Source organism: Pseudomonas sp. LBUM1673 (assembly GCF_059695645.1).
Map to the genome: position 1 here is coordinate 6271091 of NZ_CP166780.1, position 20793 is coordinate 6291883.

General features: G+C 60.2%; 27 protein-coding genes. 19 read left to right on the plus strand and 8 right to left on the minus strand.

What is annotated here, in order from left to right; all coding sequences use genetic code 11:
- Positions 1-34: 34 nt before the first annotated feature.
- The gene (gene pilG, locus ACA044_RS28700; protein WP_038980984.1) at positions 35-439 is read right to left on the minus strand and encodes a twitching motility response regulator PilG; all 405 of its coding nucleotides are present in this window, start codon (positions 437-439) and stop codon (positions 35-37) included.
- Between the two features lie 220 nt (positions 440-659).
- On the opposite strand from pilG, the gene gshB reads away from it, so the two are divergent.
- The 7 genes from gshB (at position 660) to ACA044_RS28735 (ending at position 6718) form a co-directional block, all read left to right on the plus strand.
- Positions 660-1613: a glutathione synthase gene (gshB, locus tag ACA044_RS28705; protein WP_497444270.1), complete on the plus strand. Its 954-nt coding sequence runs from the start codon at positions 660-662 to the stop codon at positions 1611-1613.
- Positions 1614-1690: 77 nt separating this feature from the next.
- A complete protein-coding gene (locus ACA044_RS28710; RefSeq protein ID WP_497444271.1) occupies positions 1691-2590 on the plus strand; it encodes an energy transducer TonB in 900 nt (299 codons plus the stop codon).
- A gap of 215 nt (positions 2591-2805) precedes the next feature.
- Positions 2806-3378, plus strand: a complete 573-nt coding sequence (locus ACA044_RS28715; protein WP_497444272.1) for a YqgE/AlgH family protein — start codon at positions 2806-2808, stop codon at positions 3376-3378.
- Positions 3378-3815, plus strand: a complete 438-nt coding sequence (gene ruvX, locus ACA044_RS28720; protein ID WP_007897947.1) for a Holliday junction resolvase RuvX — start codon at positions 3378-3380, stop codon at positions 3813-3815. The genes ACA044_RS28715 and ruvX overlap by 1 nt, the downstream gene beginning before the upstream one ends.
- 99 nt (positions 3816-3914) lie before the next feature.
- The gene (gene pyrR / locus ACA044_RS28725) at positions 3915-4418 is read left to right on the plus strand and encodes a bifunctional pyr operon transcriptional regulator/uracil phosphoribosyltransferase PyrR (protein WP_497444273.1); all 504 of its coding nucleotides are present in this window, start codon (positions 3915-3917) and stop codon (positions 4416-4418) included.
- A gap of 27 nt (positions 4419-4445) precedes the next feature.
- Positions 4446-5450, plus strand: coding sequence for an aspartate carbamoyltransferase catalytic subunit (locus tag ACA044_RS28730; protein ID WP_007897943.1), 1005 nt, complete (start codon positions 4446-4448; stop codon positions 5448-5450).
- Positions 5447-6718: a dihydroorotase gene (locus tag ACA044_RS28735; protein WP_497444274.1), complete on the plus strand. Its 1272-nt coding sequence runs from the start codon at positions 5447-5449 to the stop codon at positions 6716-6718. The genes ACA044_RS28730 and ACA044_RS28735 overlap by 4 nt, the downstream gene beginning before the upstream one ends.
- Before the next feature lie 96 nt (positions 6719-6814).
- Here ACA044_RS28735 and ACA044_RS28740 read toward each other — a convergent pair whose 3' ends face one another.
- Positions 6815-7246, minus strand: a complete 432-nt coding sequence (locus tag ACA044_RS28740; protein WP_497444275.1) for an NINE protein — start codon at positions 7244-7246, stop codon at positions 6815-6817.
- Positions 7247-7496: 250 nt separating this feature from the next.
- Between ACA044_RS28740 and ACA044_RS28745 the strand changes: the two genes are divergently transcribed.
- Positions 7497-8114: a C40 family peptidase gene (locus ACA044_RS28745; protein WP_497444276.1), complete on the plus strand. Its 618-nt coding sequence runs from the start codon at positions 7497-7499 to the stop codon at positions 8112-8114.
- A gap of 144 nt (positions 8115-8258) precedes the next feature.
- On the opposite strand, the gene ACA044_RS28750 is transcribed toward ACA044_RS28745, so the two are convergent.
- The gene (locus ACA044_RS28750; RefSeq protein WP_497444277.1) at positions 8259-9293 is read right to left on the minus strand and encodes a type IV pilus twitching motility protein PilT; all 1035 of its coding nucleotides are present in this window, start codon (positions 9291-9293) and stop codon (positions 8259-8261) included.
- Between the two features lie 197 nt (positions 9294-9490).
- On the opposite strand from ACA044_RS28750, the gene ACA044_RS28755 reads away from it, so the two are divergent.
- From ACA044_RS28755 to ACA044_RS28800, 10 genes are all read left to right on the plus strand, one after another.
- The gene (locus ACA044_RS28755; protein ID WP_497444278.1) at positions 9491-10186 is read left to right on the plus strand and encodes a YggS family pyridoxal phosphate-dependent enzyme; all 696 of its coding nucleotides are present in this window, start codon (positions 9491-9493) and stop codon (positions 10184-10186) included.
- A 24-nt stretch (positions 10187-10210) separates the two neighbouring features.
- Entirely contained in the window at positions 10211-11029 is an 819-nt protein-coding gene (gene proC, locus ACA044_RS28760) for a pyrroline-5-carboxylate reductase (protein WP_497444279.1), read from the plus strand.
- Positions 11030-11053: 24 nt separating this feature from the next.
- Complete coding sequence (locus tag ACA044_RS28765; RefSeq protein WP_497447327.1) at positions 11054-11641, plus strand: YggT family protein; 588 nt, start codon at positions 11054-11056, stop codon at positions 11639-11641.
- Positions 11641-11934, plus strand: a complete 294-nt coding sequence (locus tag ACA044_RS28770) for a DUF167 domain-containing protein (protein ID WP_497444280.1) — start codon at positions 11641-11643, stop codon at positions 11932-11934. The genes ACA044_RS28765 and ACA044_RS28770 overlap by 1 nt, the downstream gene beginning before the upstream one ends.
- A gap of 230 nt (positions 11935-12164) precedes the next feature.
- Positions 12165-13304: a homoserine O-succinyltransferase MetX gene (gene metX / locus ACA044_RS28775; RefSeq protein ID WP_497444281.1), complete on the plus strand. Its 1140-nt coding sequence runs from the start codon at positions 12165-12167 to the stop codon at positions 13302-13304.
- Between the two features lie 7 nt (positions 13305-13311).
- Positions 13312-13932, plus strand: coding sequence for a methionine biosynthesis protein MetW (gene metW, locus ACA044_RS28780; protein ID WP_497444282.1), 621 nt, complete (start codon positions 13312-13314; stop codon positions 13930-13932).
- Between the two features lie 26 nt (positions 13933-13958).
- Positions 13959-14393, plus strand: coding sequence for a DUF4426 domain-containing protein (locus tag ACA044_RS28785; protein ID WP_497444283.1), 435 nt, complete (start codon positions 13959-13961; stop codon positions 14391-14393).
- Positions 14390-14986, plus strand: coding sequence for an RdgB/HAM1 family non-canonical purine NTP pyrophosphatase (gene rdgB / locus ACA044_RS28790; RefSeq protein ID WP_497444284.1), 597 nt, complete (start codon positions 14390-14392; stop codon positions 14984-14986). Before ACA044_RS28785 ends, rdgB begins: the two co-directional genes overlap by 4 nt.
- Complete coding sequence (hemW, locus tag ACA044_RS28795) at positions 14983-16188, plus strand: radical SAM family heme chaperone HemW (RefSeq protein WP_497444285.1); 1206 nt, start codon at positions 14983-14985, stop codon at positions 16186-16188. Before rdgB ends, hemW begins: the two co-directional genes overlap by 4 nt.
- A gap of 9 nt (positions 16189-16197) precedes the next feature.
- Entirely contained in the window at positions 16198-16521 is a 324-nt protein-coding gene (locus tag ACA044_RS28800; RefSeq protein ID WP_084322429.1) for a DUF3392 domain-containing protein, read from the plus strand.
- Positions 16522-16637: 116 nt separating this feature from the next.
- Here the strand turns inward: ACA044_RS28800 and trmB are convergent, their stop codons facing one another.
- The 4 genes from trmB to ACA044_RS28820 all read right to left on the minus strand — a co-directional run bounded on the left by trmB (position 16638) and on the right by ACA044_RS28820 (position 18890).
- Complete coding sequence (trmB, locus tag ACA044_RS28805) at positions 16638-17363, minus strand: tRNA (guanosine(46)-N7)-methyltransferase TrmB (RefSeq protein ID WP_497444286.1); 726 nt, start codon at positions 17361-17363, stop codon at positions 16638-16640.
- 9 nt (positions 17364-17372) lie between these two features.
- Complete coding sequence (locus tag ACA044_RS28810) at positions 17373-18167, minus strand: thiazole synthase (protein WP_052964984.1); 795 nt, start codon at positions 18165-18167, stop codon at positions 17373-17375.
- Positions 18168-18227: 60 nt separating this feature from the next.
- The gene (gene thiS, locus ACA044_RS28815) at positions 18228-18428 is read right to left on the minus strand and encodes a sulfur carrier protein ThiS (RefSeq protein WP_008026157.1); all 201 of its coding nucleotides are present in this window, start codon (positions 18426-18428) and stop codon (positions 18228-18230) included.
- 90 nt (positions 18429-18518) lie between these two features.
- A complete protein-coding gene (locus ACA044_RS28820; protein WP_038980963.1) occupies positions 18519-18890 on the minus strand; it encodes a DUF423 domain-containing protein in 372 nt (123 codons plus the stop codon).
- Positions 18891-18964: 74 nt separating this feature from the next.
- Between ACA044_RS28820 and mtgA the strand changes: the two genes are divergently transcribed.
- On the plus strand, positions 18965-19687 hold the full coding sequence (gene mtgA, locus ACA044_RS28825) for a monofunctional biosynthetic peptidoglycan transglycosylase (RefSeq protein ID WP_497444287.1): 723 nt from the start codon (positions 18965-18967) through the stop codon (positions 19685-19687).
- Positions 19688-19869: 182 nt separating this feature from the next.
- On the opposite strand, the gene rpoH is transcribed toward mtgA, so the two are convergent.
- Positions 19870-20724, minus strand: coding sequence for an RNA polymerase sigma factor RpoH (rpoH, locus tag ACA044_RS28830; protein WP_007897890.1), 855 nt, complete (start codon positions 20722-20724; stop codon positions 19870-19872).
- Positions 20725-20793: the final 69 nt, after the last annotated feature.

Genomic DNA, 20793 nt, shown 5'->3' on the forward strand with positions numbered 1-20793 from the left:
CCGGGCCCCATGGCCGAGCGTCACTGTGCGTGTCCTACTGCGGCGAAACGGCGGCGAAGCCCGGTACATGGGCCTGAATCGCGTTCAGCAGTTCTTCCTTGCTGAAAGGCTTGGTCAAAAACTGGTCGGAACCGACGATCCGACCCTTGGCCTTGTCGAACAACCCGTCCTTGGACGACAGCATAATCACTGGCGTGGACTTGAACGCACTGTTGTTCTTGATTAAAGCGCAGGTCTGATAGCCATCCAGACGCGGCATCATGATGTCGACAAAAATGATGCCGGGGTGATTGTCGGCAATCTTGGCCAGGGCATCGAAACCATCGATTGCGGTGATGACTTCACAGCCCACGTTTTTCAACAGCGTTTCGGCGGTGCGACGAATCGTTTTCGAATCGTCGATCACCATGACCTTCAAGGCGCTGGAATGCTGTTCCATAGTGGCTCTACCGTCGCCTTTGTGAATCAAATTGTCCGTTTACGGCTCATCGATGGCTCGAAGCCCTTGATACTCAAGGGCCAGCCTTTTTAGCACAGTCTCCCAATCCAATCTATCGGGCGACCTTTGCGGTGGTTTCTCCTTGACCGGGAACACACTCAGCGCCACTCTGACGCCACTTTTTCACAACACTTTCCACCCCAATTTCGAGGAAAACCCCATGAGCGTTCGCGTCGGGATTGTCATGGATCCTATCGCCAGCATCTCCTATAAAAAGGATAGCTCGCTGGCCATGCTGCTGGCCGCGCAAAAGCGTGGCTGGGAACTGTTCTATATGGAACAGCGCGATTTGTATCAGGCCGAAGGTGAGGCGCGCGCACGGATGCGTCCACTGAGGGTGTTCGCCAACCCGGAAAAATGGTTCGAACTGGGCGCCGAAAGCGACGCACTGCTGAGCGATCTGGACGTGATCCTGATGCGCAAGGATCCACCGTTCGACATGGAGTTCGTCTACTCCACTTACCTGTTGGAGCAGGCCGAGCGCGCAGGCGTGCTGGTGGTCAACAAGCCGCAAAGCCTGCGCGATTGCAACGAGAAGCTGTTCGCCACGCTGTTCCCGCAGTGCACGCCGCCGACCATCGTCAGCCGTCGCCCGGACGTACTGCGTGAATTTGCCGACCATCATGGTGACGTGATCCTCAAGCCGCTGGACGGCATGGGCGGCTCGTCGATCTTCCGTCACACCGCTGGCCACCCGAACCTGTCGGTGATCCTCGAAACCCTGACCTTGCATGGCAAGCAGCAGATCATGATCCAGGGTTACCTGCCGGCGATCGTCGATGGCGACAAACGCATTCTGATGATCGACGGTACACCTGTGGATTACTGCCTGGCACGGATTCCGGCCGCAGGCGAAACCCGTGGCAACCTCGCCGCCGGTGGCCGTGGCGAAGCGCGACCGCTGACCGAGAAAGATCGCTGGATCGCCGCGCAAGTCGGCCCGACCCTGCGCGAGAAAGGCTTGCTCTTCGTGGGTCTGGATGTGATCGGTGAGCACCTGACCGAGATCAACGTCACCAGCCCGACCTGCATTCGCGAGATCGATAATGCGTTCGGTACCGACATTGGTGGCCTGCTGATGGATGCCATCGATCAGAAGCTCAAAGCTCGTTGACATAGAACAGCCAAGAAGGAACCAACATTGCGTTATCATCCCCGGCCTGTAAAAAACGCGATGTTGGTTTTCTTGTCATGACACTCCCGTCCGATCTGCCCGCTGAACTCGCCCATCGTGGCGTGCGCCCGGCCGATCGCCTCGGTTTTACCCTGTTTCTCGCGGCGCTGATTCACCTGGCCTTGCTGTTGGGCGTCGGGTTCACCATGGTCGAACCCCAGCAAATCAGCAAAACCCTGGAAATCACCCTCGCCACCTTCAAAAGCGAAAAAAAACCTGCGAAAGCTGACTTTCTCGCCCAGGAAAATCAGGAAGGCAGCGGCACCCTGGAGAAAAAGGCGATTCCCAAGACCACCGAGGTCGCGCCGTTCCAGGACAACAAGGTGCAGAAAGTCACCCCACCGCCGGCGGCCAAGCCTCAAGTGCAGGAAGCCGCGCCCAAGGCGTCTGTGACCACCGTCGCGCCGAAGCCGAAAAAAGCCGCAACCAAGACCGAAGAACCCAAGCCCCAAGCCAAACCCCAAGTGGCGGCACCGACGTTCGACAGCTCGCAGTTGTCCAGCGACATCGCCAGCCTGGAAGCCGAACTGGCCAACGAACAACAGCTGTACGCCAAGCGCCCGCGCATTCACCGCTTGAGCGCCGCTTCGACCATGCGTGACAAGGGTGCCTGGTACAAGGATGAATGGCGCAAGAAGGTCGAACGCATCGGCAACCTCAACTATCCCGACGAGGCCCGGCGCAAACAGATTTACGGCAATTTGCGACTGATGGTCTCGATCAACCGCGACGGCTCGCTGTATGAAGTGCTGGTGCTGGAATCGTCCGGGCAACCGTTGCTGGACCAGGCGGCGCAGCGCATCGTAAGGCTCGCGGCGCCGTTCGCACCGTTTACCGGGGATCTGTCGGATATCGACCGCCTGGAAATCATCCGCACCTGGAAGTTTGCGCGTGGGGACCGGTTGTCCAGTAACTGACCGATTGATTTGTAGTGATTGAGCCGACGCCTTCGCGGGCAAGCCTCGCTCCTACAGGTTTGGTATGCACCACGAAAATGGCGCATGACCTGTAGGAGCGAGGCTTGCCCGCGAAGAGGCCCTCAAGCAAAACCCCATCAAAAAGACATTCACGCAGACATTTCCTGTGCATCCTCGGCTTGTCAGTTCGCCCCTCCAACGCCACACTAGCGCTCATGAAGAACGTCAGCCCCAGCTACCTCAAGCATCACTTCCTGATCGCCATGCCTCACATGGCCGACCCGAACTTTGCGCACACCTTGACCTACATCGTCGAGCACACGGCCAATGGTGCCATGGGGCTGGTGGTCAACCGTCCGCAGGACCTGAACCTGGCCGATATCCTCGAGCAATTGCGTCCCGATATCGAACCGCCAGTGCTCTGCCAGCATGTGCCGATCTTTATCGGTGGCCCGGTGCAAACCGATCGCGGTTTTGTCCTGCACCCGTCGGGAAAAACCTATCAGGCAACCGTTGATCTGGAAGGTGAGCTGTCGCTGTCGACCTCCCAGGACGTGCTGTTCGCCATCGCCGACGGCGTCGGCCCCGCGAAAAGCGTGATCACCCTCGGCTATGCCGGTTGGGAAGCCGGGCAACTGGAAGCCGAACTGGCCGACAACGCCTGGCTGACCTGCCCGTTCAACGCCGACATCCTGTTCAACACCAGCAGCGAATTGCGCCTTGAAGCGGCGGCCAGGCATCTGGGTGTCAATCTCAGTCTGCTCACCAGCCAGGCGGGGCACGCCTGATGGCCCTGCGGTTGATTTTGGGTTTCGACTACGGCACCAAACAGATCGGCGTTGCGGTCGGCCAGGTGATTACCGGCCAGGCCCGCGAGCTGTGCACCTTGAAGGCGCAAAACGGCATACCTGACTGGAATCAGGTCGAAGCCCTGATCAAAGAGTGGAAACCCGACGCCGTGGTGGTCGGCCTGCCGCTGAACATGGACGGCACACCCAGCGACATGTGCCTGCGGGCCGAAAAGTTCGCCCGACGTCTGAACGGCCGCTATAACCTGCCCTTCTATACTCACGACGAGCGCCTGACCACCTTCGAGGCCAAGGGTGAACGCCTGGTCCGTGGCGGCCAGAAAGGCAGTTACCGCGACAACCCGGTCGATGCCATCGCCGCCGCCCTGCTGCTGCAAGGCTGGCTCGACGAAAACACCGCGCTGTTCGAATCCTGACCGCACCTAATTCTGAAGAGCCGCTGCGGCGTCTCCCTTAGCTACAACCCGAGCCACCACTCAAGCAGCATCCGGCTCGGGACAAAGAAGGAGCAAACCATGAGCCTGCCCAATCCCGCCGAACTGATCAGCCAGATGGCAACCCGTCTTGACACCTATCTGGCCAAACGGGGCATCAGCGAACCGCGCTATATCGGCATTCGGACCGGTGGCGTCTGGGTCGCGCAGGCGTTGCTCGATGAACTGGGCAGCGATTCGCCCCTGGGCACCCTGGACGTTTCGTTCTACCGCGACGACTTCAGCCAGAACGGTCTGCACCCACAAGTACGCCCATCGGCGCTGCCGTTCGAGATCGAAGGCCAGCACCTGGTGCTGATCGATGACGTGCTGATGAGCGGTCGGACCATCCGCGCCGCGATGAACGAACTCTTCGACTACGGCCGTCCGGCCAGCGTGACACTGGTGTGCCTGCTGGACCTGGACGCCGGTGAGCTGCCGATCCGTCCGAACGTGGTCGGCGCGACCCTGACGCTGGCGGCCCATGAACGGGTGAAGCTGTCCGGCCCGGAGCTCAAGCTCGAACTTCAAGACCTCGCCCTTTAATTCGCCCTATTGAGAGTCCCCCTCGCGATGACGCCTCTAGAAACCAAGCGCCCGCTGCAGCTCAATGATCAGGGCCAGCTGCGCCACTTCCTCTCGCTCGACGGCCTGCGCCGCGAGCTGCTGACGGAAATCCTCGACACCGCCGACTCGTTCCTCGAAGTCGGCGCCCGGGCGGTGAAGAAAGTCCCGTTGTTGCGCGGCAAGACCGTGTGCAACGTGTTCTTCGAGAACTCCACCCGCACCCGCACCACCTTTGAACTGGCGGCCCAGCGGCTGTCGGCCGACGTGATCACCCTGAACGTGTCCACGTCGTCGGCGAGCAAGGGCGAAACCCTGCTCGACACCCTGCGCAACCTGGAAGCCATGGCCGCCGACATGTTCGTCGTGCGTCACGGTGACTCCGGCGCGGCGCACTTCATCGCCGAGCATGTCTGCCCGCAAGTGGCGATCATCAACGGCGGCGATGGCCGCCACGCCCACCCGACCCAGGGCATGCTCGACATGCTCACCATTCGTCGGCACAAGGGTGGCTTCGAAAACCTTTCGGTGGCCATCGTCGGCGACATCCTGCACTCGCGGGTGGCGCGTTCGAACATGCTGGCCCTGAAAACCCTCGGCTGCCCGGACATCCGCGTGATCGCGCCGAAAACCCTGCTGCCGATCGGCATCGAGCAGTACGGCGTGAAGGTCTACACCGACATGACCGAAGGCCTGAAAGACGTCGACGTGGTGATCATGCTGCGCCTGCAGCGTGAACGCATGACCGGCGGCCTGCTACCGAGCGAAGGCGAGTTCTACCGCCTGTTCGGCCTGACCACCGCGCGCCTGGCTGGCGCCAAACCGGATTGCATCGTCATGCACCCGGGGCCGATCAACCGTGGGGTGGAGATTGAGTCGGCGGTGGCCGACGGTCCGCACTCGGTGATCCTCAACCAGGTGACCTACGGCATCGCCATTCGTATGGCCGTGCTGTCCATGGCCATGAGCGGGCAGACTGCCCAGCGCCAATTCGAGCAGGAGAACGCCCAGTGAAGCTCAGCATTCTCGGCGCACGCGTTATCGATCCAGCCAGCGGCCTGGATCAAGTGACTGATATCCACGTTGAAGCCTGCAAGATTGTCGCCCTTGGCGCCGCTCCGGCCGGTTTCACTGCAGTAGACACCATCGACGCCAAAGGCCTGGTGGCCGCTCCAGGCCTGGTTGACCTGAACGTCGCCCTGCGCGAGCCGGGCTACAGCCGCAAAGGTTCGATTGCCAGCGAAACCCGCGCCGCTGCCGCCGGTGGCGTCACCAGCTTGTGCTGCCCACCGAAAACCAGACCGGTGCTGGACACCTCGGCCGTGGCTGAATTGATCCTCGACCGCGCTCGCGAAGCCGGCAACACCAAAGTGTTCCCGATCGGCGCCCTGAGCAAAGGCCTGGATGGCGAACAGCTGGCCGAACTGGTCGCCTTGCGCGATGCCGGCTGCGTGGCCTTCGGCAACGGTCTGGAGAGCTTTCGCAACACCCGCACCCTGTGCCGGGCGCTGGAATATGCGTCGACGTTCGACCTGACCGTGATTTTCAACTCGCAGGACCACGACTTGGCCGAAGGTGGTTTGGCCCATGAAGGCGCGACCGCGAGTTTCCTCGGCTTGCCGGGCATTCCGGAAACCGCCGAAACCGTGGCCCTGGCCCGGGATCTGCTGCTGGTCGAGCAAAGCGGCGTGCGGGCGCACTTCAGCCAGCTCACCAGCGCCCGCGGCGTGGCGCTGATTGCTCAGGCCCAGGCCCGTGGCCTGAAGGTCACGGCAGACGTGGCGTTATATCAACTGATCCTCACCGACGAAGCGCTGATCGACTTCAGCAGCCTCTATCACGTCCAGCCGCCGCTGCGCACTCGCGCCGACCGCGACGGCCTGCGGGCAGCGGTGAAGTCGGGGGTGGTGTCAGCCATCTCCAGCCATCACCAGCCCCATGAGCGCGATGCCAAACTGGCGCCGTTCGGCGCGACCGAGCCAGGCATCAGCAGTGTTGAACTGCTACTGCCGCTGGCGATGACGCTGGTGGAAGATGGTTTGCTCGATCTGCCAACCCTACTCGCGCGCTTGAGCGCTGGCCCTGCCGAAGCGTTGCGCTTACCCGCGGGGAAATTGGCGGTCGGTGGGCCGGCAGATATCGTGCTGTTCGACCCTGCGGCTTCGACCGTGGCCGGTGAAACCTGGCTGTCCAAGGGCGAAAACTGCCCGTTCATCGGCCACAGCCTGCCGGGCGTGGTGCATTACACCCTGGTGGATGGGCGGATCAGTCACCAGGCTTAAGACTGTGGCGAGGGAGTTTGCTCCCGCTGGGCTGCGCAGCAGACCTGTTTTGGGGTCGCTTCGCGACCCAGCGGGAGCAAGCTCCCTCGCCACAACTTACTGGAAGGCGCCTCTGTTCTGAGCGTTACGAATCGACACTTGGTCATTCAACGTCCAGAAGTCATACAACACCCCCAGAAAGAACAACCCACCCGTCACCAGATACAGCAACCCGCTGATCCACTTCCCCTGATACATCCGGTGCACACCGAATACCCCAAGAAACGTCAGCAGAATCCACGCAACGTTGTATTCGATAGGCCCGGAGGTAAAACGCAGGTCCGCTTCACGATCCATGGCCGGGATCAGAAACACGTCGATCAACCAGCCGATACCCAACAAACCGAAGGTAAAAAACCAGATCGTCCCGGTCACCGGCTTGCCGTAATAGAAGCGGTGAGCCCCGGTAAAACCGAAAATCCACAACAGGTAACCGATCACTTTGCTATGTGTGTCTTGCTGTGAAACGGTGTGTTGATAGGTGTTCATGGATGACCTCGACTCACACGATAGAGAAATATTCTTGAATTCTTTGTGACTTTTTTACAGGCGGCCGACATACGGCAAATGCTACTTTCCCTCCTGTCAAAGCCTTGTAATGCCTGACTTTTGTCCGACAACTCACGTCAATTTTGCCGCTTTTTAGTTCCGCGGCCCCCAGCCTGAATCGACCAACGGCCTCGGAAGGGAAAAAAAAGCTGTTATAAAGTTGCGCGCTAACCCATATGAGCCTTGCCTAATGCGTCCATTTTTCAAGACATGGCTAACCATTTGCCTATTATTGCCCCTGGCCGCCCACGCCACCAATCGTGAGCAACGTCTTCCTAACGTTAATGGTTACACCCCAAAATCCCATGCTTCTGCTCCTTCGAGCAAAAACAAACAGACTGTAAAACGCGCCCCGCAGCTTGCCAGTAAAAGCAGCCTGGTTCCGCCGATGGCGACCAAGGAAAGCAGCAACGTGTTAAGCCGCGCGGTGAACGTCCTCGGTACACCTTACCGTTGGGGCGGCAGCAGCCCAAGTAAAGGGTTCGATTGCAGTGGTCTGGTGAAATACGCGTTCAACGACGCTACGTTTGACCTGCCGCGCACTTCCAACGCGATGGCCAGCGGTCATGGCGAGAAAGTCGATCGCAAGGATCTGAAGCCGGGCGACCTGATTTTCTTCAACATCAAGAGCCGTCGAGTCAATCATGTTGCCATCTACCTGGGCAACGACCGCTTCATCCACGCACCACGCCGTGGCAAATCGGTGACCATCGACACCCTGAAAAAACCGTACTGGGAAAGCCACTACGTGGTTGCCAAACGGGTTATGCCGAAAGAACAGAACGCGTTGCGGGTTGTGCAGCGCTGATTTGAGAACCCCCACCTTCTGAAGGCGGGAATTTGTGGCGAGGGCGCTTGCTCCCGTTCGAGTGCGCAGCGCTCGCAGTTTTTTGGGGCTGCTTCGCAGCCCAGCGGGAGCAAGCTCCCTCGCCACAGGTCCGCGCTCCAACCCTCAAAAATTATCCGGCGACCGCGCCTTTTCCCGCGCATGCTCGCGACTGATCACGCCTTTGGTCACCAACTCCTTCAGGCACATATCCAGCGTCTGCATCCCCAACGACCCTCCGGTCTGAATCGATGAGTACATCTGCGCCACCTTGTCTTCGCGGATCAGGTTACGGATCGCCGCGGTGCCGAGCATGATTTCGTGGGCGGCAATCCGTCCGCCGCCGATTTTCTTGATCAATGTCTGGGACACCACTGCCAGCAACGACTCGGAGAGCATTGAGCGCACCATCGACTTCTCGTCGCCCGGAAACACGTCCACCACCCGGTCGATGGTTTTTGCCGCCGACGTGGTGTGCAGCGTGCCGAATACCAGGTGACCGGTTTCGGCGGCGGTCAATGCCAGCCGAATAGTCTCCAGATCTCGCATTTCTCCCACCAGTATCACGTCCGGGTCTTCACGCAGGGCCGAGCGCAGGGCGGTGGCGAAACTGCGGGTATCGCGATGGACTTCACGCTGGTTGATCAGGCATTTTCGCGATTCGTGGACGAACTCAATGGGGTCTTCGATAGTGAGGATGTGGTGATGGCGATGACTGTTCAGGTAATCGATCATCGCCGCCAGGGTGGTGGACTTGCCGGAACCGGTCGGGCCAGTCACCAGCACCAGCCCCCGGGGCGCTTCGGTAATCTTGCGAAACACTTCCCCCATGCCCAGATCCTCCATGCTCAGGACCTTGGACGGAATGGTCCGGAATACCGCGCCCGCACCACGATTCTGGTTGAAGGCATTGACCCGAAAACGCGCCACACCGGGCACTTCGAAGGAAAAATCGGTTTCAAGATGCTTTTCGAAGTCCACCCGCTGGACGTCGTTCATGATGTCGTAGATCAGCTCATGCACCTCCTTGTGGTCCAGAGCCGGCAGGTTGATGCGCCGCACATCGCCATCAACCCGAATCATCGGTGGCAGGCCGGCAGACAGGTGCAAGTCGGACGCGCCCTGTTTGGCGCTGAAAGCCAGCAGCTCAGTGATATCCATAGCGCTCCTCAATTCCAGTAGAATGCCGCGAACCTCAGACCCGCTGGCGCCTCAGATCCTCGTCTGAAAAGTTGCCGAGCGATGATCAGGCAAGGCAAAAGTCGGCGAAGAAGCGGAGTTGACGTCAGTCAATGAGCATTCTGAGTCGACTTTTAACGCCGCATGATCGAGTGCAGGCACTTTTCAGGCAGGATTGAATGTCCACGATAGCAGACAACATTGCTCAGGTTAGTTCACGCATCCGCGCTGCAGCGCTTGTCGCCGGGCGCGACGAACACAGCATCCAGCTGCTGGCCGTGAGCAAAACCAAGCCCGCCGAAGCCCTGCGGGAAGCGTATGCCGCCGGCCTGCGCGATTTTGGCGAGAACTACCTGCAGGAAGCGCTGAGCAAACAGCTCGAATTGGCCGACCTGCCCTTGATCTGGCACTTCATCGGCCCCATTCAATCGAACAAGACTCGTGCTATCGCCGAGCACTTCGCTTGGGTGCACTCCGTGGATCGCTTGAAAATCGCACAACGCCTGTCCGAACAACGCCCTGCCGATTTGCCTCCATTGAACATCTGCATCCAGGTCAACGTCAGTGGTGAAGCCAGCAAATCCGGCTGCACCCCCGCCGACCTGCCTGCCCTGGCCAATGCCATCAGCGCTCTGCCCCGCCTGAAATTGCGCGGTTTGATGGCGATTCCCGAGCCGACTGAAGATCGCGCCGCCCAGGACGCTGCTTTTGCTGCCGTGCAGAGCCTGCAAGCCAGCCTGAACCTGCCACTCGACACACTTTCCATGGGCATGAGCCACGACCTCGAGTCGGCCATCGCCATGGGCGCCACTTGGGTCCGCATCGGTACGGCCCTGTTTGGCGCCCGCGACTACAGCCAGCCTCAACGTGGCTGACACACCTCTCTATAAGGACCTGACATGAGCAAGACTCGTATTGCCTTTATCGGAGCCGGCAACATGGCTGCCAGCCTGATCGGCGGCCTGCGCGCCAAAGGTCTGGACGCCGCGCAGATCCGCGCCAGCGATCCGGGTGAAGAAACCCGTGCCCGCGTGCACGCCGAACACAGCATCGACGTGTTTGCCGACAACGCCGAAGCCATTCAGGGCGCGGACGTGGTCGTGGTGGCGGTCAAACCCCAGGCGATGAAAGCCGTTTGCGAAGCCATTCGTCCCAGCCTCAAGCCAAATCAACTGGTGGTCTCGATTGCGGCCGGCATCACCTGCGCCAGCATGAACAACTGGCTTGGGGCCCAGCCCATCGTGCGTTGCATGCCCAACACCCCGGCGCTGCTGCGTCAGGGCGTGAGCGGCTTGTACGCCACAGCCGAAGTAAGCGCCGAGCAACGCCAGCAAGCTGAAGAGCTGCTGTCGGCGGTTGGCATTGCTTTGTGGCTGAACGAAGAACAGCAACTGGACGCGGTCACGGCCGTTTCCGGCTCGGGCCCTGCGTATTTCTTCCTGCTGATCGAAGCCATGACCGCCGCTGGCGTGAAACTCGGTCTTCCAGCGGAAATCGCCGCACAACTGACCGTGCAAACCGCTTTGGGCGCTGCACACATGGCAGTTGCCAGCGATGTCGACGCGGCTGAACTGCGTCGCCGCGTGACGTCGCCTGCGGGCACCACCGAAGCGGCGATCAAGTCGTTCCAGGCCGGCGGCTTCGAAGCCCTGGTAGAAAAAGCACTCGGCGCCGCCGCGCACCGCTCGGCCGAGATGGCTGAGCAACTCGGTCGCTAATCAGCTCTAACAAAGGAATCAATGATGCTCGGACTCAATGACGCTGCCATTTTTGTGATTCAAACCCTGTGCAGCCTGTATCTGCTGATCGTGCTACTACGCTTCATCCTGCAACTGGTACGGGCGAATTTCTACAACCCGCTCTGCCAGTTCGCCGTGAAAGCCACTCAACCGCTGCTCAAGCCATTGCGTCGGGTTGTCCCGAGCATGTTCGGGCTGGACATGTCGTCGCTGGTACTGGCGTTGATCGTGCAAATGGCGCTGTACGCGGTCATCCTGCTGCTCAGTGGCTACGAGGTCGACGTGCTGTTTCTGGCGCCGTGGGCATTGATTGGTATCTTCGCGCTGTTTCTGAAGATCCTGTTCTGGGCGATGATCATCAGTGTGATTCTGTCCTGGGTTGCTCCGGGAAGCCACAACCCCGGCGCAGAACTGGTCCAGCAGATCACTGAACCGGTACTCGCGCCGTTCCGCCGGATCGTGCCGAACCTGGGCGGCCTCGACATCTCGCCGATCTTCGCGTTTATCGTGCTGCAGTTGCTGCAAAGCTGGGTGATTCCACGTCTTGCGGGTTACGCCCTCATGCCGAAGGAATTGTTCGGCCTGATCTGATGAGCTACTTTCGCTGGGACGGCGATGACCTGATTCTGGAATGTCACCTGCAACCTGCGGCCCGTAGCGATGATTTCGCCGGGCTGCATGGTGATCGTCTGAAGATCCGCCTGACCGCACCGCCTGTCGAGGGCAAGGCCAATGCGTATCTGATGGCGTTTCTGGCCAAGGCTTTCGGGGTTTCCAAGAGCCAGGTGAACTTGATCAGCGGGGAGCTGAACCGGCAGAAGCGGGTGCGGATTTGCTCGCCGAAGAATCTGCCGGATTTGCCCGATCTTGCGCGCCCGGCCTGACCTCAATGTGGCGAGGGAGCTTGCTCCCGCTGGGCTGCGAAGCGGCCCCAGACCAGTCGCCGCAAGATCCCTGACAGACCCGGGCATCAGCTTTCAGGGCCGCTTCGCGCCCCAGCGGGAGCAAGCTCCCTCGCCACAGGTACATCGGGGAAAAATCAGGCCCGGCCTTTGCTTGCCGCTAGCCACAGCGGTCTTTAGACTTACGCCTCATTTCAACGAGAGCAGGGTCGATGCCAGCTGCCTTCCCCCCCGATTCTGTTGGTCTGGTGACGCCGCAACTGGCGCACTTCAGTGAACCCCTGGCCTTGGCCTGCGGCCGTTCGCTCCCAGCTTATGACCTGATCTATGAAACCTACGGCACGCTGAACGCTGCGGCGAGCAATGCCGTGCTGATCTGCCACGCCTTGTCCGGTCACCATCACGCCGCCGGCTTCCACAGCCCCGACGACCGCAAACCCGGTTGGTGGGACAGCTGCATCGGCCCCGGCAAACCGATCGACACCAACAAGTTCTTCGTGGTCAGCCTGAACAACCTCGGCGGGTGCAACGGCTCCACCGGCCCCAGCAGCGTCAATCCGGAAAGCGGCAAGCCATTCGGTGCCGACTTCCCGGTACTGACCGTGGAAGACTGGGTGCACAGCCAGGCGCGCCTCGCCGACATGCTCGGCATCGGCCAATGGGCGGCGGTGATCGGCGGCAGTCTCGGTGGCATGCAGGCGATGCAGTGGAGCATCACGTACCCTGATCGCATTCGCCACTGCCTGGCCATCGCCTCGGCACCCAAGCTGTCGGCGCAGAACATCGCGTTCAACGAAGTCGCACGCCAGGCGATCCTCACCGACCCGGAGTTCCACGGCGGCTCGTTCCAGGAAGCGGGCGTGATCCCCAAGCGCGGGCTGATGCTGGCGCGAATGGTCGGGCACATCACGTACCTGTCCGACGACTCCATGGGCGAGAAATTCGGTCGCGGCCTGAAGAGTGAAAAGCTCAACTACGACTTCCACAGCGTCGAGTTCCAGGTTGAAAGCTACCTGCGATATCAGGGCGAGGAGTTCTCCGGGCGTTTCGACGCCAACACCTACCTGCTGATGACCAAGGCGCTGGACTACTTCGACCCGGCAGCGAACTTCGACGATGACCTGGCGAAAACATTCGCCAATGCCCAAGCCAAGTTCTGCGTGATGTCCTTCACCACCGACTGGCGCTTCTCCCCTGCCCGCTCGCGAGAGCTGGTGGACGCGCTGATGGCGGCCAGGAAAGACGTCTGCTACCTGGAGATCGACGCTCCGCAAGGCCACGACGCCTTCCTGATTCCGATCCCGCGTTATTTGCAGGCCTTCAGCAATTACATGAACCGTATAGCGCTTTGAGGAAGACATGAGAGCCGATCTGGAAATCATCCAGGAATGGATCCCCGCCGGCAGCCGCGTGCTCGACCTCGGCTGCGGTGACGGCGAACTGCTGACCTGGCTGCGCGATCACAAGCAAGTCACCGGCTATGGCCTAGAAAACGACCCGGACAACATTGCCGAGTGTGTGGCCAAGGGCATCAACGTCATCGAGCAGGACCTAGACAAGGGCCTGGGCAACTTCGCCAGCAACAGCTTCGACATCGTGGTCATGACCCAGGCCCTGCAAGCCGTGCATTACCCGGACAAGATCCTCGACGAGATGCTGCGGGTCGGTCGCCAGTGCATCATCACCTTCCCCAACTTCGGTCACTGGCGCTGCCGCTGGTACCTGGCGAACAAGGGCCGGATGCCGGTTTCGGAATTTCTGCCGTACACCTGGTACAACACGCCGAACATTCACTTTTGCACCTTCGAAGACTTTGAAGCGCTGTGTCGCGAACGTGAAGCCAAGGTCATTGATCGGCTTGCCGTGGATCAACAGCATCGGCACGGGTGGGCCAGTAAGCTATGGCCTAATCTGTTAGGTGAGATCGGCATCTACCGCGTCAGCAGCCCCGGTCTGCCGGACCACAAGGTCGCGGTCTGAATCACGACACTTCGAGGAGAACCATCATGGGTCGTCTAGCGCTGTTTTTACTTACTGCCTGCCTGAGCGTCACCGCCATGGCCGCCGATGTCATCAAGGGCGAGCGCAAGGAAACCTTTGGCGACGTGACGGTGCATTACAACACCTTCAATTCCACCTTCCTGACACCGGATATCGCCAAAGCGGCCGAGCTGACCCGCAGCAAGAATCAGGGCGTGATCAACGTCTCGGTACTCAAGGAAGGTAAACCACAGACGGCTCAGGTCAGCGGCACGGTCAAAGACCTGACCAGCCAAAGCATCCCGCTGAAGTTCAAACAGATCACTGAAACAGGCGCGGTGTACTACATCGCCCAGTTCCCGGTGGATCAGCAGGAAATCCGCACCTTTGACATCAAGGTGCAGACCGGCGACAAAATCAACACCATCAGTTTCCAACAAGAGCTTTTCCCCGGCCAATGATGAATTTCACGCAACTCGTACTGGCCAGCCATAACGCCGGCAAACTCAAAGAACTCCAGGCCATGCTCGGCGAATCGGTGCACTTGCGCTCGATCGGCGAGTTCAGCAGTGTCGAGCCTGAAGAAACCGGCCTGTCGTTTGTCGAAAACGCCATTCTCAAAGCCCGCAATGCCTCGCGCATTTCCGGTCTGCCGGCCTTGGCCGATGATTCGGGGCTTGCAGTGGATTTCCTCGGCGGCGCACCGGGTATCTATTCGGCCCGTTACGCTGACGGTCAAGGCGATGCGGCGAACAACGCCAAACTGCTCGACGTCTTGAAAGACGTGCCCGAAGCCGAGCGCGGTGCGCAGTTCGTCTGTGTGCTGGCGCTGGCGCGACATGCCGACGATCCGTTGCCGATCCTCTGCGAAGGCCTGTGGCATGGGCGTATCCTGACCCAGGCCAGCGGCTTACACGGTTTTGGCTACGATCCGCTGTTCTGGGTGCCGGAGCGCGAATGCTCCAGCGCCGAGCTGAGCCCGAGCGAAAAGAACCTCATCAGCCACCGCGCCCGTGCAATGGATCTGCTGCGCCAGCGTCTGGGCCTGAAATGACCCATGACTCGTCCGCGTCGCCGCTGATCTTCGGCGGCGCCGCACAATCGCCTCGGGCGGCCCTGCCCGTGCTGCCGCCCCTGGCGTTGTACATCCACATCCCGTGGTGTGTACGCAAATGCCCTTATTGCGACTTCAACTCCCACACCGCCAGCCCCGTGCTGCCGGAAGAAGAGTATGTGGATGCCTTGCTGGCCGACCTCTATCAAGACCTGCATGCAGTCTATGGCCGCGAGCTGAGTTCGATCTTCTTCGGTGGCGGCACGCCGAGCCTGTTCAGTGCCCAAGCGCTGGGCCGCTTGCTCAAGGGCATCGAACAACGAATTGCGTTTGCCAGCGACATCGAAATCACCCTGGAAGCCAACCCCGGTACATTCGAGCAGGAGAAATTCCGCGCCTATCGGGCGTTGGGCATCAATCGCCTGTCGATCGGCATCCAGAGCTTTCAGCAAGAAAAACTCAAGGCCCTGGGGCGGATTCACAACGGCGATGAAGCCGTGCATGCCGCCGGCATGGCCCGCGAGGCCGGCTTCGACAACTTCAATCTGGACCTGATGCACGGTTTGCCCGATCAGTCCCTAGACGACGCCCTGAACGACCTGCGTCAGGCCATCGCACTGAAGCCGACCCACTTGTCCTGGTATCAGCTGACCCTGGAACCGAACACAGTGTTCTGGAACCAGCCGCCAACGCTGCCGGAAGACGATACGCTGTGGGACATTCAGGAGGCCGGTCAGGCGCTTTTGGCCGAACACGGTTACGCGCAATACGAAGTCTCGGCCTATGCCCAGCCCGGCCGTCCGGCACGGCATAACCTCAATTACTGGAGTTTCGGCGACTTCATCGGCATCGGCGCCGGCGCCCATGGCAAACTCAGCCATCCGGACGGGCGCATCGTGCGCACCTGGAAGACCCGCTTGCCGAAGGACTACCTCAACCCGGCCAAAAGCTTCCAGGCCGGCGAGAAAACCCTGACCAACGAAGAGCTGCCGTTCGAGTTCCTGATGAACGCCTTGCGCCTGACCGAGGGCGTCGAAGCGCGGTTGTATCCAGAGCGTACAGGGTTGCCTCTGGAAAGCCTCGCCGAAGGCCGCCGCGAGGCCGAACAAAGTGGCTTGTTGCAGGTCGAACCGTCACGTCTGGCGGCCACGATGCGCGGACAACTCTTTCTCAATGACTTGCTGCAGAATTTTCTGACATAAGGAAATCGAATGGATCTGATACTCGACCTGCTCGCCACTGTGTCCCGCTGGAGCCGTAGCAACCTGTCGGAAATCTCTCTGGCGCTGGTGGGCTGCTTGCTGGTGTTGTTTGGCGCCGATATCAAAGGCTGGGTCGACCAACGCCTGGGCAGCATCGCCGGCGCCTTGCGCGTCCCGCTGATGGCCCTGCTGTGCATGGTCGGCAGCGGCGTGGCGCTGATCTATGCCACGCCATGGATCATCAAAGGCCTGAGCCAGTTCAACAACTACAGCCTGGCGCCGGTGTTGTTGGTGGTGCTGGTGTTGATCGGCGTCGTAGCAGACCGCCGCTAAATTCGAATAGCACACAAAACAATGTGGGAGCGGGCTTGCCCGCGATGAGGCCATAACATTCAACATCTTTGTTGACTGTCAAACCGCCATCGCGGGCAAGCCCGCTCCCACAGGTTTTACGCCTGTTTCTCGAACTTCAGGTCCCACACACCATGCCCAAGACGTTCGCCGCGGCGTTCGAACTTGGTGATTGGGCGTTCGGCCGGGCGTGGGACGCATTTGCCGTCTTCGGCGAGGTTGCGATAGCCCGGCGCGACGTTCATCACTTCCAGCATGTACTCGGCGTACGGTTCCCAGTCGGTGGCCATGTGCAACACACCGCCGACTTTCAACTTGCTGCGCACCAGTTCGGCGAACGATGCCTGCACGATACGACGCTTGTGGTGACGGCTCTTGTGCCACGGGTCCGGGAAAAACAGCATCAGGCGATCGAGGCTGTTGTCGGCGATGCAACGGTTGAGCACTTCGATCGCATCGCAATCGTAGACGCGCAGGTTGGTCAGGCCCTGAGTCAGCACGCCATTGAGCAGCGCGCCAACACCCGGACGGTGCACTTCCACGCCGATGAAATCCTGTTCCGGCGAGGCCGCGGCCATCTCCAGCAGCGAATGGCCCATGCCGAAGCCAATTTCCAGCGAACGCGGTGCCGAGCGACCGAACACCTGGTCGAAGTCCACCGGCGCATCGGCCAAAGGCAGTACGAACAGCGGCGTACCTTGGTCCAGACCGCGTTGCTGGCCTTCGGTCATGCGCCCGGCACGCATCACGAAACTCTTGATGCGGCGGTGTTGGCGCTCTTCGCCTTCTTCCGTCTGGATTGGCGTGTTGTTCGATTCAGTCATCAATGGCTCTTACTTGATCAGACCATCCAGCGGCGAGGAGGCGCTGGCATAGAGTTTTTTCGGCATGCGGCCGGCGAGGTAGGCCAGACGGCCCGCCACGATGGCGTGTTTCATGGCTTCGGCCATCATGATCGGCTGCTGGGCGTTGGCGATGGCCGAGTTCATCAGCACCGCTTCACAGCCCAGTTCCATGGCGATGGTGGCATCGGAGGCGGTACCAACACCGGCGTCCACCAACACAGGGATCTTGGCTTCTTCAAGGATGATCTGCAGGTTGTACGGGTTGCAGATCCCCAGGCCTGTGCCGATCAGACCGGCCAGTGGCATCACCGCAATACAGCCGATTTCCGCCAGTTGACGGGCAATGATCGGGTCATCGCTGGTGTAGACCATCACGTCGAAGCCTTCCTTGACCAGCACTTCGGCGGCCTTGAGGGTTTCGATCACGTTGGGGAACAGGGTTTTCTGGTCTGCCAGCACTTCCAGCTTCACCAGGTTGTGGCCGTCGAGCAGCTCACGGGCCAGGCGGCAGGTGCGCACGGCTTCAATGGCGTCGTAGCAACCGGCAGTGTTCGGCAGGATGGTGTAGCGATCCGGCGGCAGGATATCGAGCAGGTTCGGTTCGCCGGGGTTCTGGCCGATGTTGGTCCGACGCACGGCGACGGTCACGATTTCGGCGCCCGAGGCTTCGATGGCCAGGCGGGTTTCTTCCATGTCGCGGTACTTGCCGGTGCCTACCAGCAAACGCGACTGGTAAGTACGACCGGCCAGGACGAAGGGCTTGTCGCTACGAACGATGCTCATGGGAAATCCTCTGTTGGGGTGAGGTTCTTGCAGAATTCTGTGCCCTTGCGAGCTGCACGGCTAGCCGCCGCCGATGGCGTGAACGACTTCGACAGAATCTCCGTCGTTCAGCGTGGTGTCGGCATGCTGACTGCGCGGGACGATATCCAGATTGAGTTCGACCGCCACCCGGCGTCCAGTCAGTTCCAGACGGGTCAGCAGGGCCGCAACGGTTTCACCGTCGGGCAGTTCAAGGGATTCGCCGTTCAATTGAATGCGCATACCGAATGCCGCCATCATTTTTAGGGGCTGGCATTCTAGCCCGATCAGTCAGGCCGACCCAAGCCATTCGTCACGAAATGGACCGCGTGGTCAGCTCAACCGCCAGGCGGCAAGCCCCAGGCAAACCCAGCCGACCAGGAACGCCAGGCCACCGAAGGGCGTAACGATCCCGAGCTTGCTGATGCCCGTTATCGTCAGCAGGTACAGGCTGCCGGAAAACAACAGAATGCCGATAGCAAATGATGCGCCGGCCCAAGTAATCAGTCGACCGGGAATCTGCGTGGCCAGCAGCGCCACCCCCAGCAACGCCAAGGTGTGCACCAGTTGATAGGTGACGCCCGTATGGAAAATCGCCAGGTACTCGGCACTCAGGCGGCTTTTCAGGCCGTGGGCGGCGAATGCGCCCAAGGCAACACCGGTGAAGCCGAAAAAGGCAGCCAGCATCAGGAAGCCACGCAACATGAAGAACTCCAGTCAGACTCGATCAACAGGGTCTGTATAATGGCCGGCTCAACGGGTTCGGCCAAGCCATCTCTATGCTGCATTTATTTTTCCGTCGTTTCACGAAGGCCCTGCTCTGGTTCGCGGGGGGCAGTGTATTGCTGGTGCTGCTGTTTCGGGTCGTGCCGCCACCGGGAACGGCGCTGATGGTCGAGCGTAAGGTCGAATCCTGGTTCGACGGCGAACCCATCGACCTGCAACGCACCTGGAAACCCTGGGATGAAATCTCCGACGACCTGAAAGTCGCAGTGATTGCCGGTGAAGATCAGAAGTTTCCCGAGCATTGGGGCTTCGATATCGGCGCGATTCAGGCTGCATTTGCGCATAACGAGCGCGGTGGCTCGATTCGCGGCGCCAGCACCTTGAGCCAGCAAGTGTCGAAAAACCTGTTTTTGTGGTCTGGCCGCAGCTGGCTGCGCAAAGGCCTGGAAGCCTGGTTTACCGGGCTGATCGAAGTGTTCTGGCCCAAGCAGCGGATTCTTGAGGTGTACCTCAACAGCGTCGAGTGGGATGAAGGCGTGTTTGGCGCTGAAGCGGCGGCTCGGCATCACTTTGGTGTGGGCGCTCGTTCGCTGTCCCGGCAGCAGGCAAGTTTGTTGGCTGCGGTACTGCCGAACCCTCGGGTGTGGAGCGCCAGCCATCCAACCTCTTACGTTGCAAGACGGGCCGGGTGGATACGCCAGCAGATGAGTCAGTTGGGTGGGGACAGTTATCTGGTCGGCCTAAACGATTCGCGCCGGGCGCCTTGGTCCCAGTAACTTGACGCAAATCCTGTAGGAGCGAGGCTTGCCCGCGAAAGCGGTGTGTCAGTCGACATCATTTCTGAATGACACACCGCTTTCGCGGGCAAGCCTCGCTCCTACAAGGGTTCGGTGTAAGCGGGCATAAACAAAAACGCCCCGATCAATGATCGGGGCGTTTTTTTATGCCTGCGCTGCGGTTATGCAGCGATCGACAACTTGAGCTTGTTCATCGCGCTCTTCTCGAGCTGACGAATACGCTCGGCCGACACGTTGTACTTCTGCGCCAGGTCGTGCAGCGTGGCCTTTTCTTCCGCCAGCCAGCGCTGGTAGAGGATGTCGCGGCTGCGGTCGTCCAGCACTTCAAGCGCTTCGTGCAGGTTGTGGTTGGAGTTGTCGCTCCAGTCGGCATCTTCCAGTTGACGGGCCGGGTCGTACCGGTGGTCTTCCAGATAGTTGGCCGGCGACTGGAATGCACTGTCGTCGTCCGCTTCCGCGGCCGGGTCGAAAGCCATGTCATGGCCGGTCAGGCGACTTTCCATCTCGCGCACTTCCCGCGGCTCTACGCCAAGGCTTTCCGCCACACGATGGACTTCCTCGTTGTTCAGCCAGGCCAGACGTTTCTTCTGGCTGCGCAGGTTGAAGAACAGCTTGCGCTGAGCCTTGGTGGTCGCGACTTTCACGATCCGCCAGTTGCGCAGGATGAACTCGTGGATTTCCGCCTTGATCCAGTGCACCGCAAAGGACACCAGGCGTACGCCCATTTCCGGGTTGAAGCGCTTGACCGCTTTCATCAGGCCGACGTTGCCTTCCTGGATCAGGTCAGCCTGGGCCAGGCCGTAGCCGGAATAGCTACGGGCAATGTGTACGACAAAACGCAGGTGGGCGAGCACCATCTGCCGAGCCGCCCCCAAATCCTGCTCATAATAGAGACTCTCGGCCAGTTCACGCTCCTGCTCCGGTGTCAGCAATGGAATGCTGTTCACCGTGTGCACATAGGCCTCCAGGTTCGCACCCGGGACCAGAGCATATGCAGGCTGCAAAGAATTGGTCATACGAAAAAACCTCCGACTTACATAACTCGTGCAGTTCAGCACTGCGAAAATTGACCGGAAACCAAAAGA

Bases quoted from the DNA above. Each gene is read 5' to 3' on its own strand.
- metW (WP_497444282.1), top strand. From the start codon at position 13,312: ATGAGAGCCGATCTGGAAATCATCCAGGAATGGATCCCCGCCGGCAGC.
- trmB (WP_497444286.1), bottom strand. From the start codon at position 17,363: ATGACTGAATCGAACAACACGCCAATCCAGACGGAAGAAGGCGAAGAG.
- ACA044_RS28765 (WP_497447327.1), top strand. From the start codon at position 11,054: ATGCTCGGACTCAATGACGCTGCCATTTTTGTGATTCAAACCCTGTGC.
- ACA044_RS28820 (WP_038980963.1), bottom strand. From the start codon at position 18,890: ATGTTGCGTGGCTTCCTGATGCTGGCTGCCTTTTTCGGCTTCACCGGT.
- rdgB (WP_497444284.1), top strand. From the start codon at position 14,390: ATGATGAATTTCACGCAACTCGTACTGGCCAGCCATAACGCCGGCAAA.
- pyrR (WP_497444273.1), top strand. From the start codon at position 3,915: ATGAGCCTGCCCAATCCCGCCGAACTGATCAGCCAGATGGCAACCCGT.
- ACA044_RS28755 (WP_497444278.1), top strand. From the start codon at position 9,491: ATGTCCACGATAGCAGACAACATTGCTCAGGTTAGTTCACGCATCCGC.
- rpoH (WP_007897890.1), bottom strand. From the start codon at position 20,724: ATGACCAATTCTTTGCAGCCTGCATATGCTCTGGTCCCGGGTGCGAAC.
- ACA044_RS28810 (WP_052964984.1), bottom strand. From the start codon at position 18,167: ATGAGCATCGTTCGTAGCGACAAGCCCTTCGTCCTGGCCGGTCGTACT.
- ACA044_RS28745 (WP_497444276.1), top strand. From the start codon at position 7,497: ATGCGTCCATTTTTCAAGACATGGCTAACCATTTGCCTATTATTGCCC.
- ACA044_RS28715 (WP_497444272.1), top strand. From the start codon at position 2,806: ATGAAGAACGTCAGCCCCAGCTACCTCAAGCATCACTTCCTGATCGCC.
- gshB (WP_497444270.1), top strand. From the start codon at position 660: ATGAGCGTTCGCGTCGGGATTGTCATGGATCCTATCGCCAGCATCTCC.
- ACA044_RS28740 (WP_497444275.1), bottom strand. From the start codon at position 7,246: ATGAACACCTATCAACACACCGTTTCACAGCAAGACACACATAGCAAA.
- ACA044_RS28750 (WP_497444277.1), bottom strand. From the start codon at position 9,293: ATGGATATCACTGAGCTGCTGGCTTTCAGCGCCAAACAGGGCGCGTCC.
- ACA044_RS28770 (WP_497444280.1), top strand. From the start codon at position 11,641: ATGAGCTACTTTCGCTGGGACGGCGATGACCTGATTCTGGAATGTCAC.
- metX (WP_497444281.1), top strand. From the start codon at position 12,165: ATGCCAGCTGCCTTCCCCCCCGATTCTGTTGGTCTGGTGACGCCGCAA.
- ACA044_RS28730 (WP_007897943.1), top strand. From the start codon at position 4,446: ATGACGCCTCTAGAAACCAAGCGCCCGCTGCAGCTCAATGATCAGGGC.
- ACA044_RS28785 (WP_497444283.1), top strand. From the start codon at position 13,959: ATGGGTCGTCTAGCGCTGTTTTTACTTACTGCCTGCCTGAGCGTCACC.
- mtgA (WP_497444287.1), top strand. From the start codon at position 18,965: ATGCTGCATTTATTTTTCCGTCGTTTCACGAAGGCCCTGCTCTGGTTC.
- ruvX (WP_007897947.1), top strand. From the start codon at position 3,378: ATGGCCCTGCGGTTGATTTTGGGTTTCGACTACGGCACCAAACAGATC.
- hemW (WP_497444285.1), top strand. From the start codon at position 14,983: ATGACCCATGACTCGTCCGCGTCGCCGCTGATCTTCGGCGGCGCCGCA.
- thiS (WP_008026157.1), bottom strand. From the start codon at position 18,428: ATGCGCATTCAATTGAACGGCGAATCCCTTGAACTGCCCGACGGTGAA.
- ACA044_RS28800 (WP_084322429.1), top strand. From the start codon at position 16,198: ATGGATCTGATACTCGACCTGCTCGCCACTGTGTCCCGCTGGAGCCGT.
- pilG (WP_038980984.1), bottom strand. From the start codon at position 439: ATGGAACAGCATTCCAGCGCCTTGAAGGTCATGGTGATCGACGATTCG.
- proC (WP_497444279.1), top strand. From the start codon at position 10,211: ATGAGCAAGACTCGTATTGCCTTTATCGGAGCCGGCAACATGGCTGCC.
- ACA044_RS28710 (WP_497444271.1), top strand. From the start codon at position 1,691: ATGACACTCCCGTCCGATCTGCCCGCTGAACTCGCCCATCGTGGCGTG.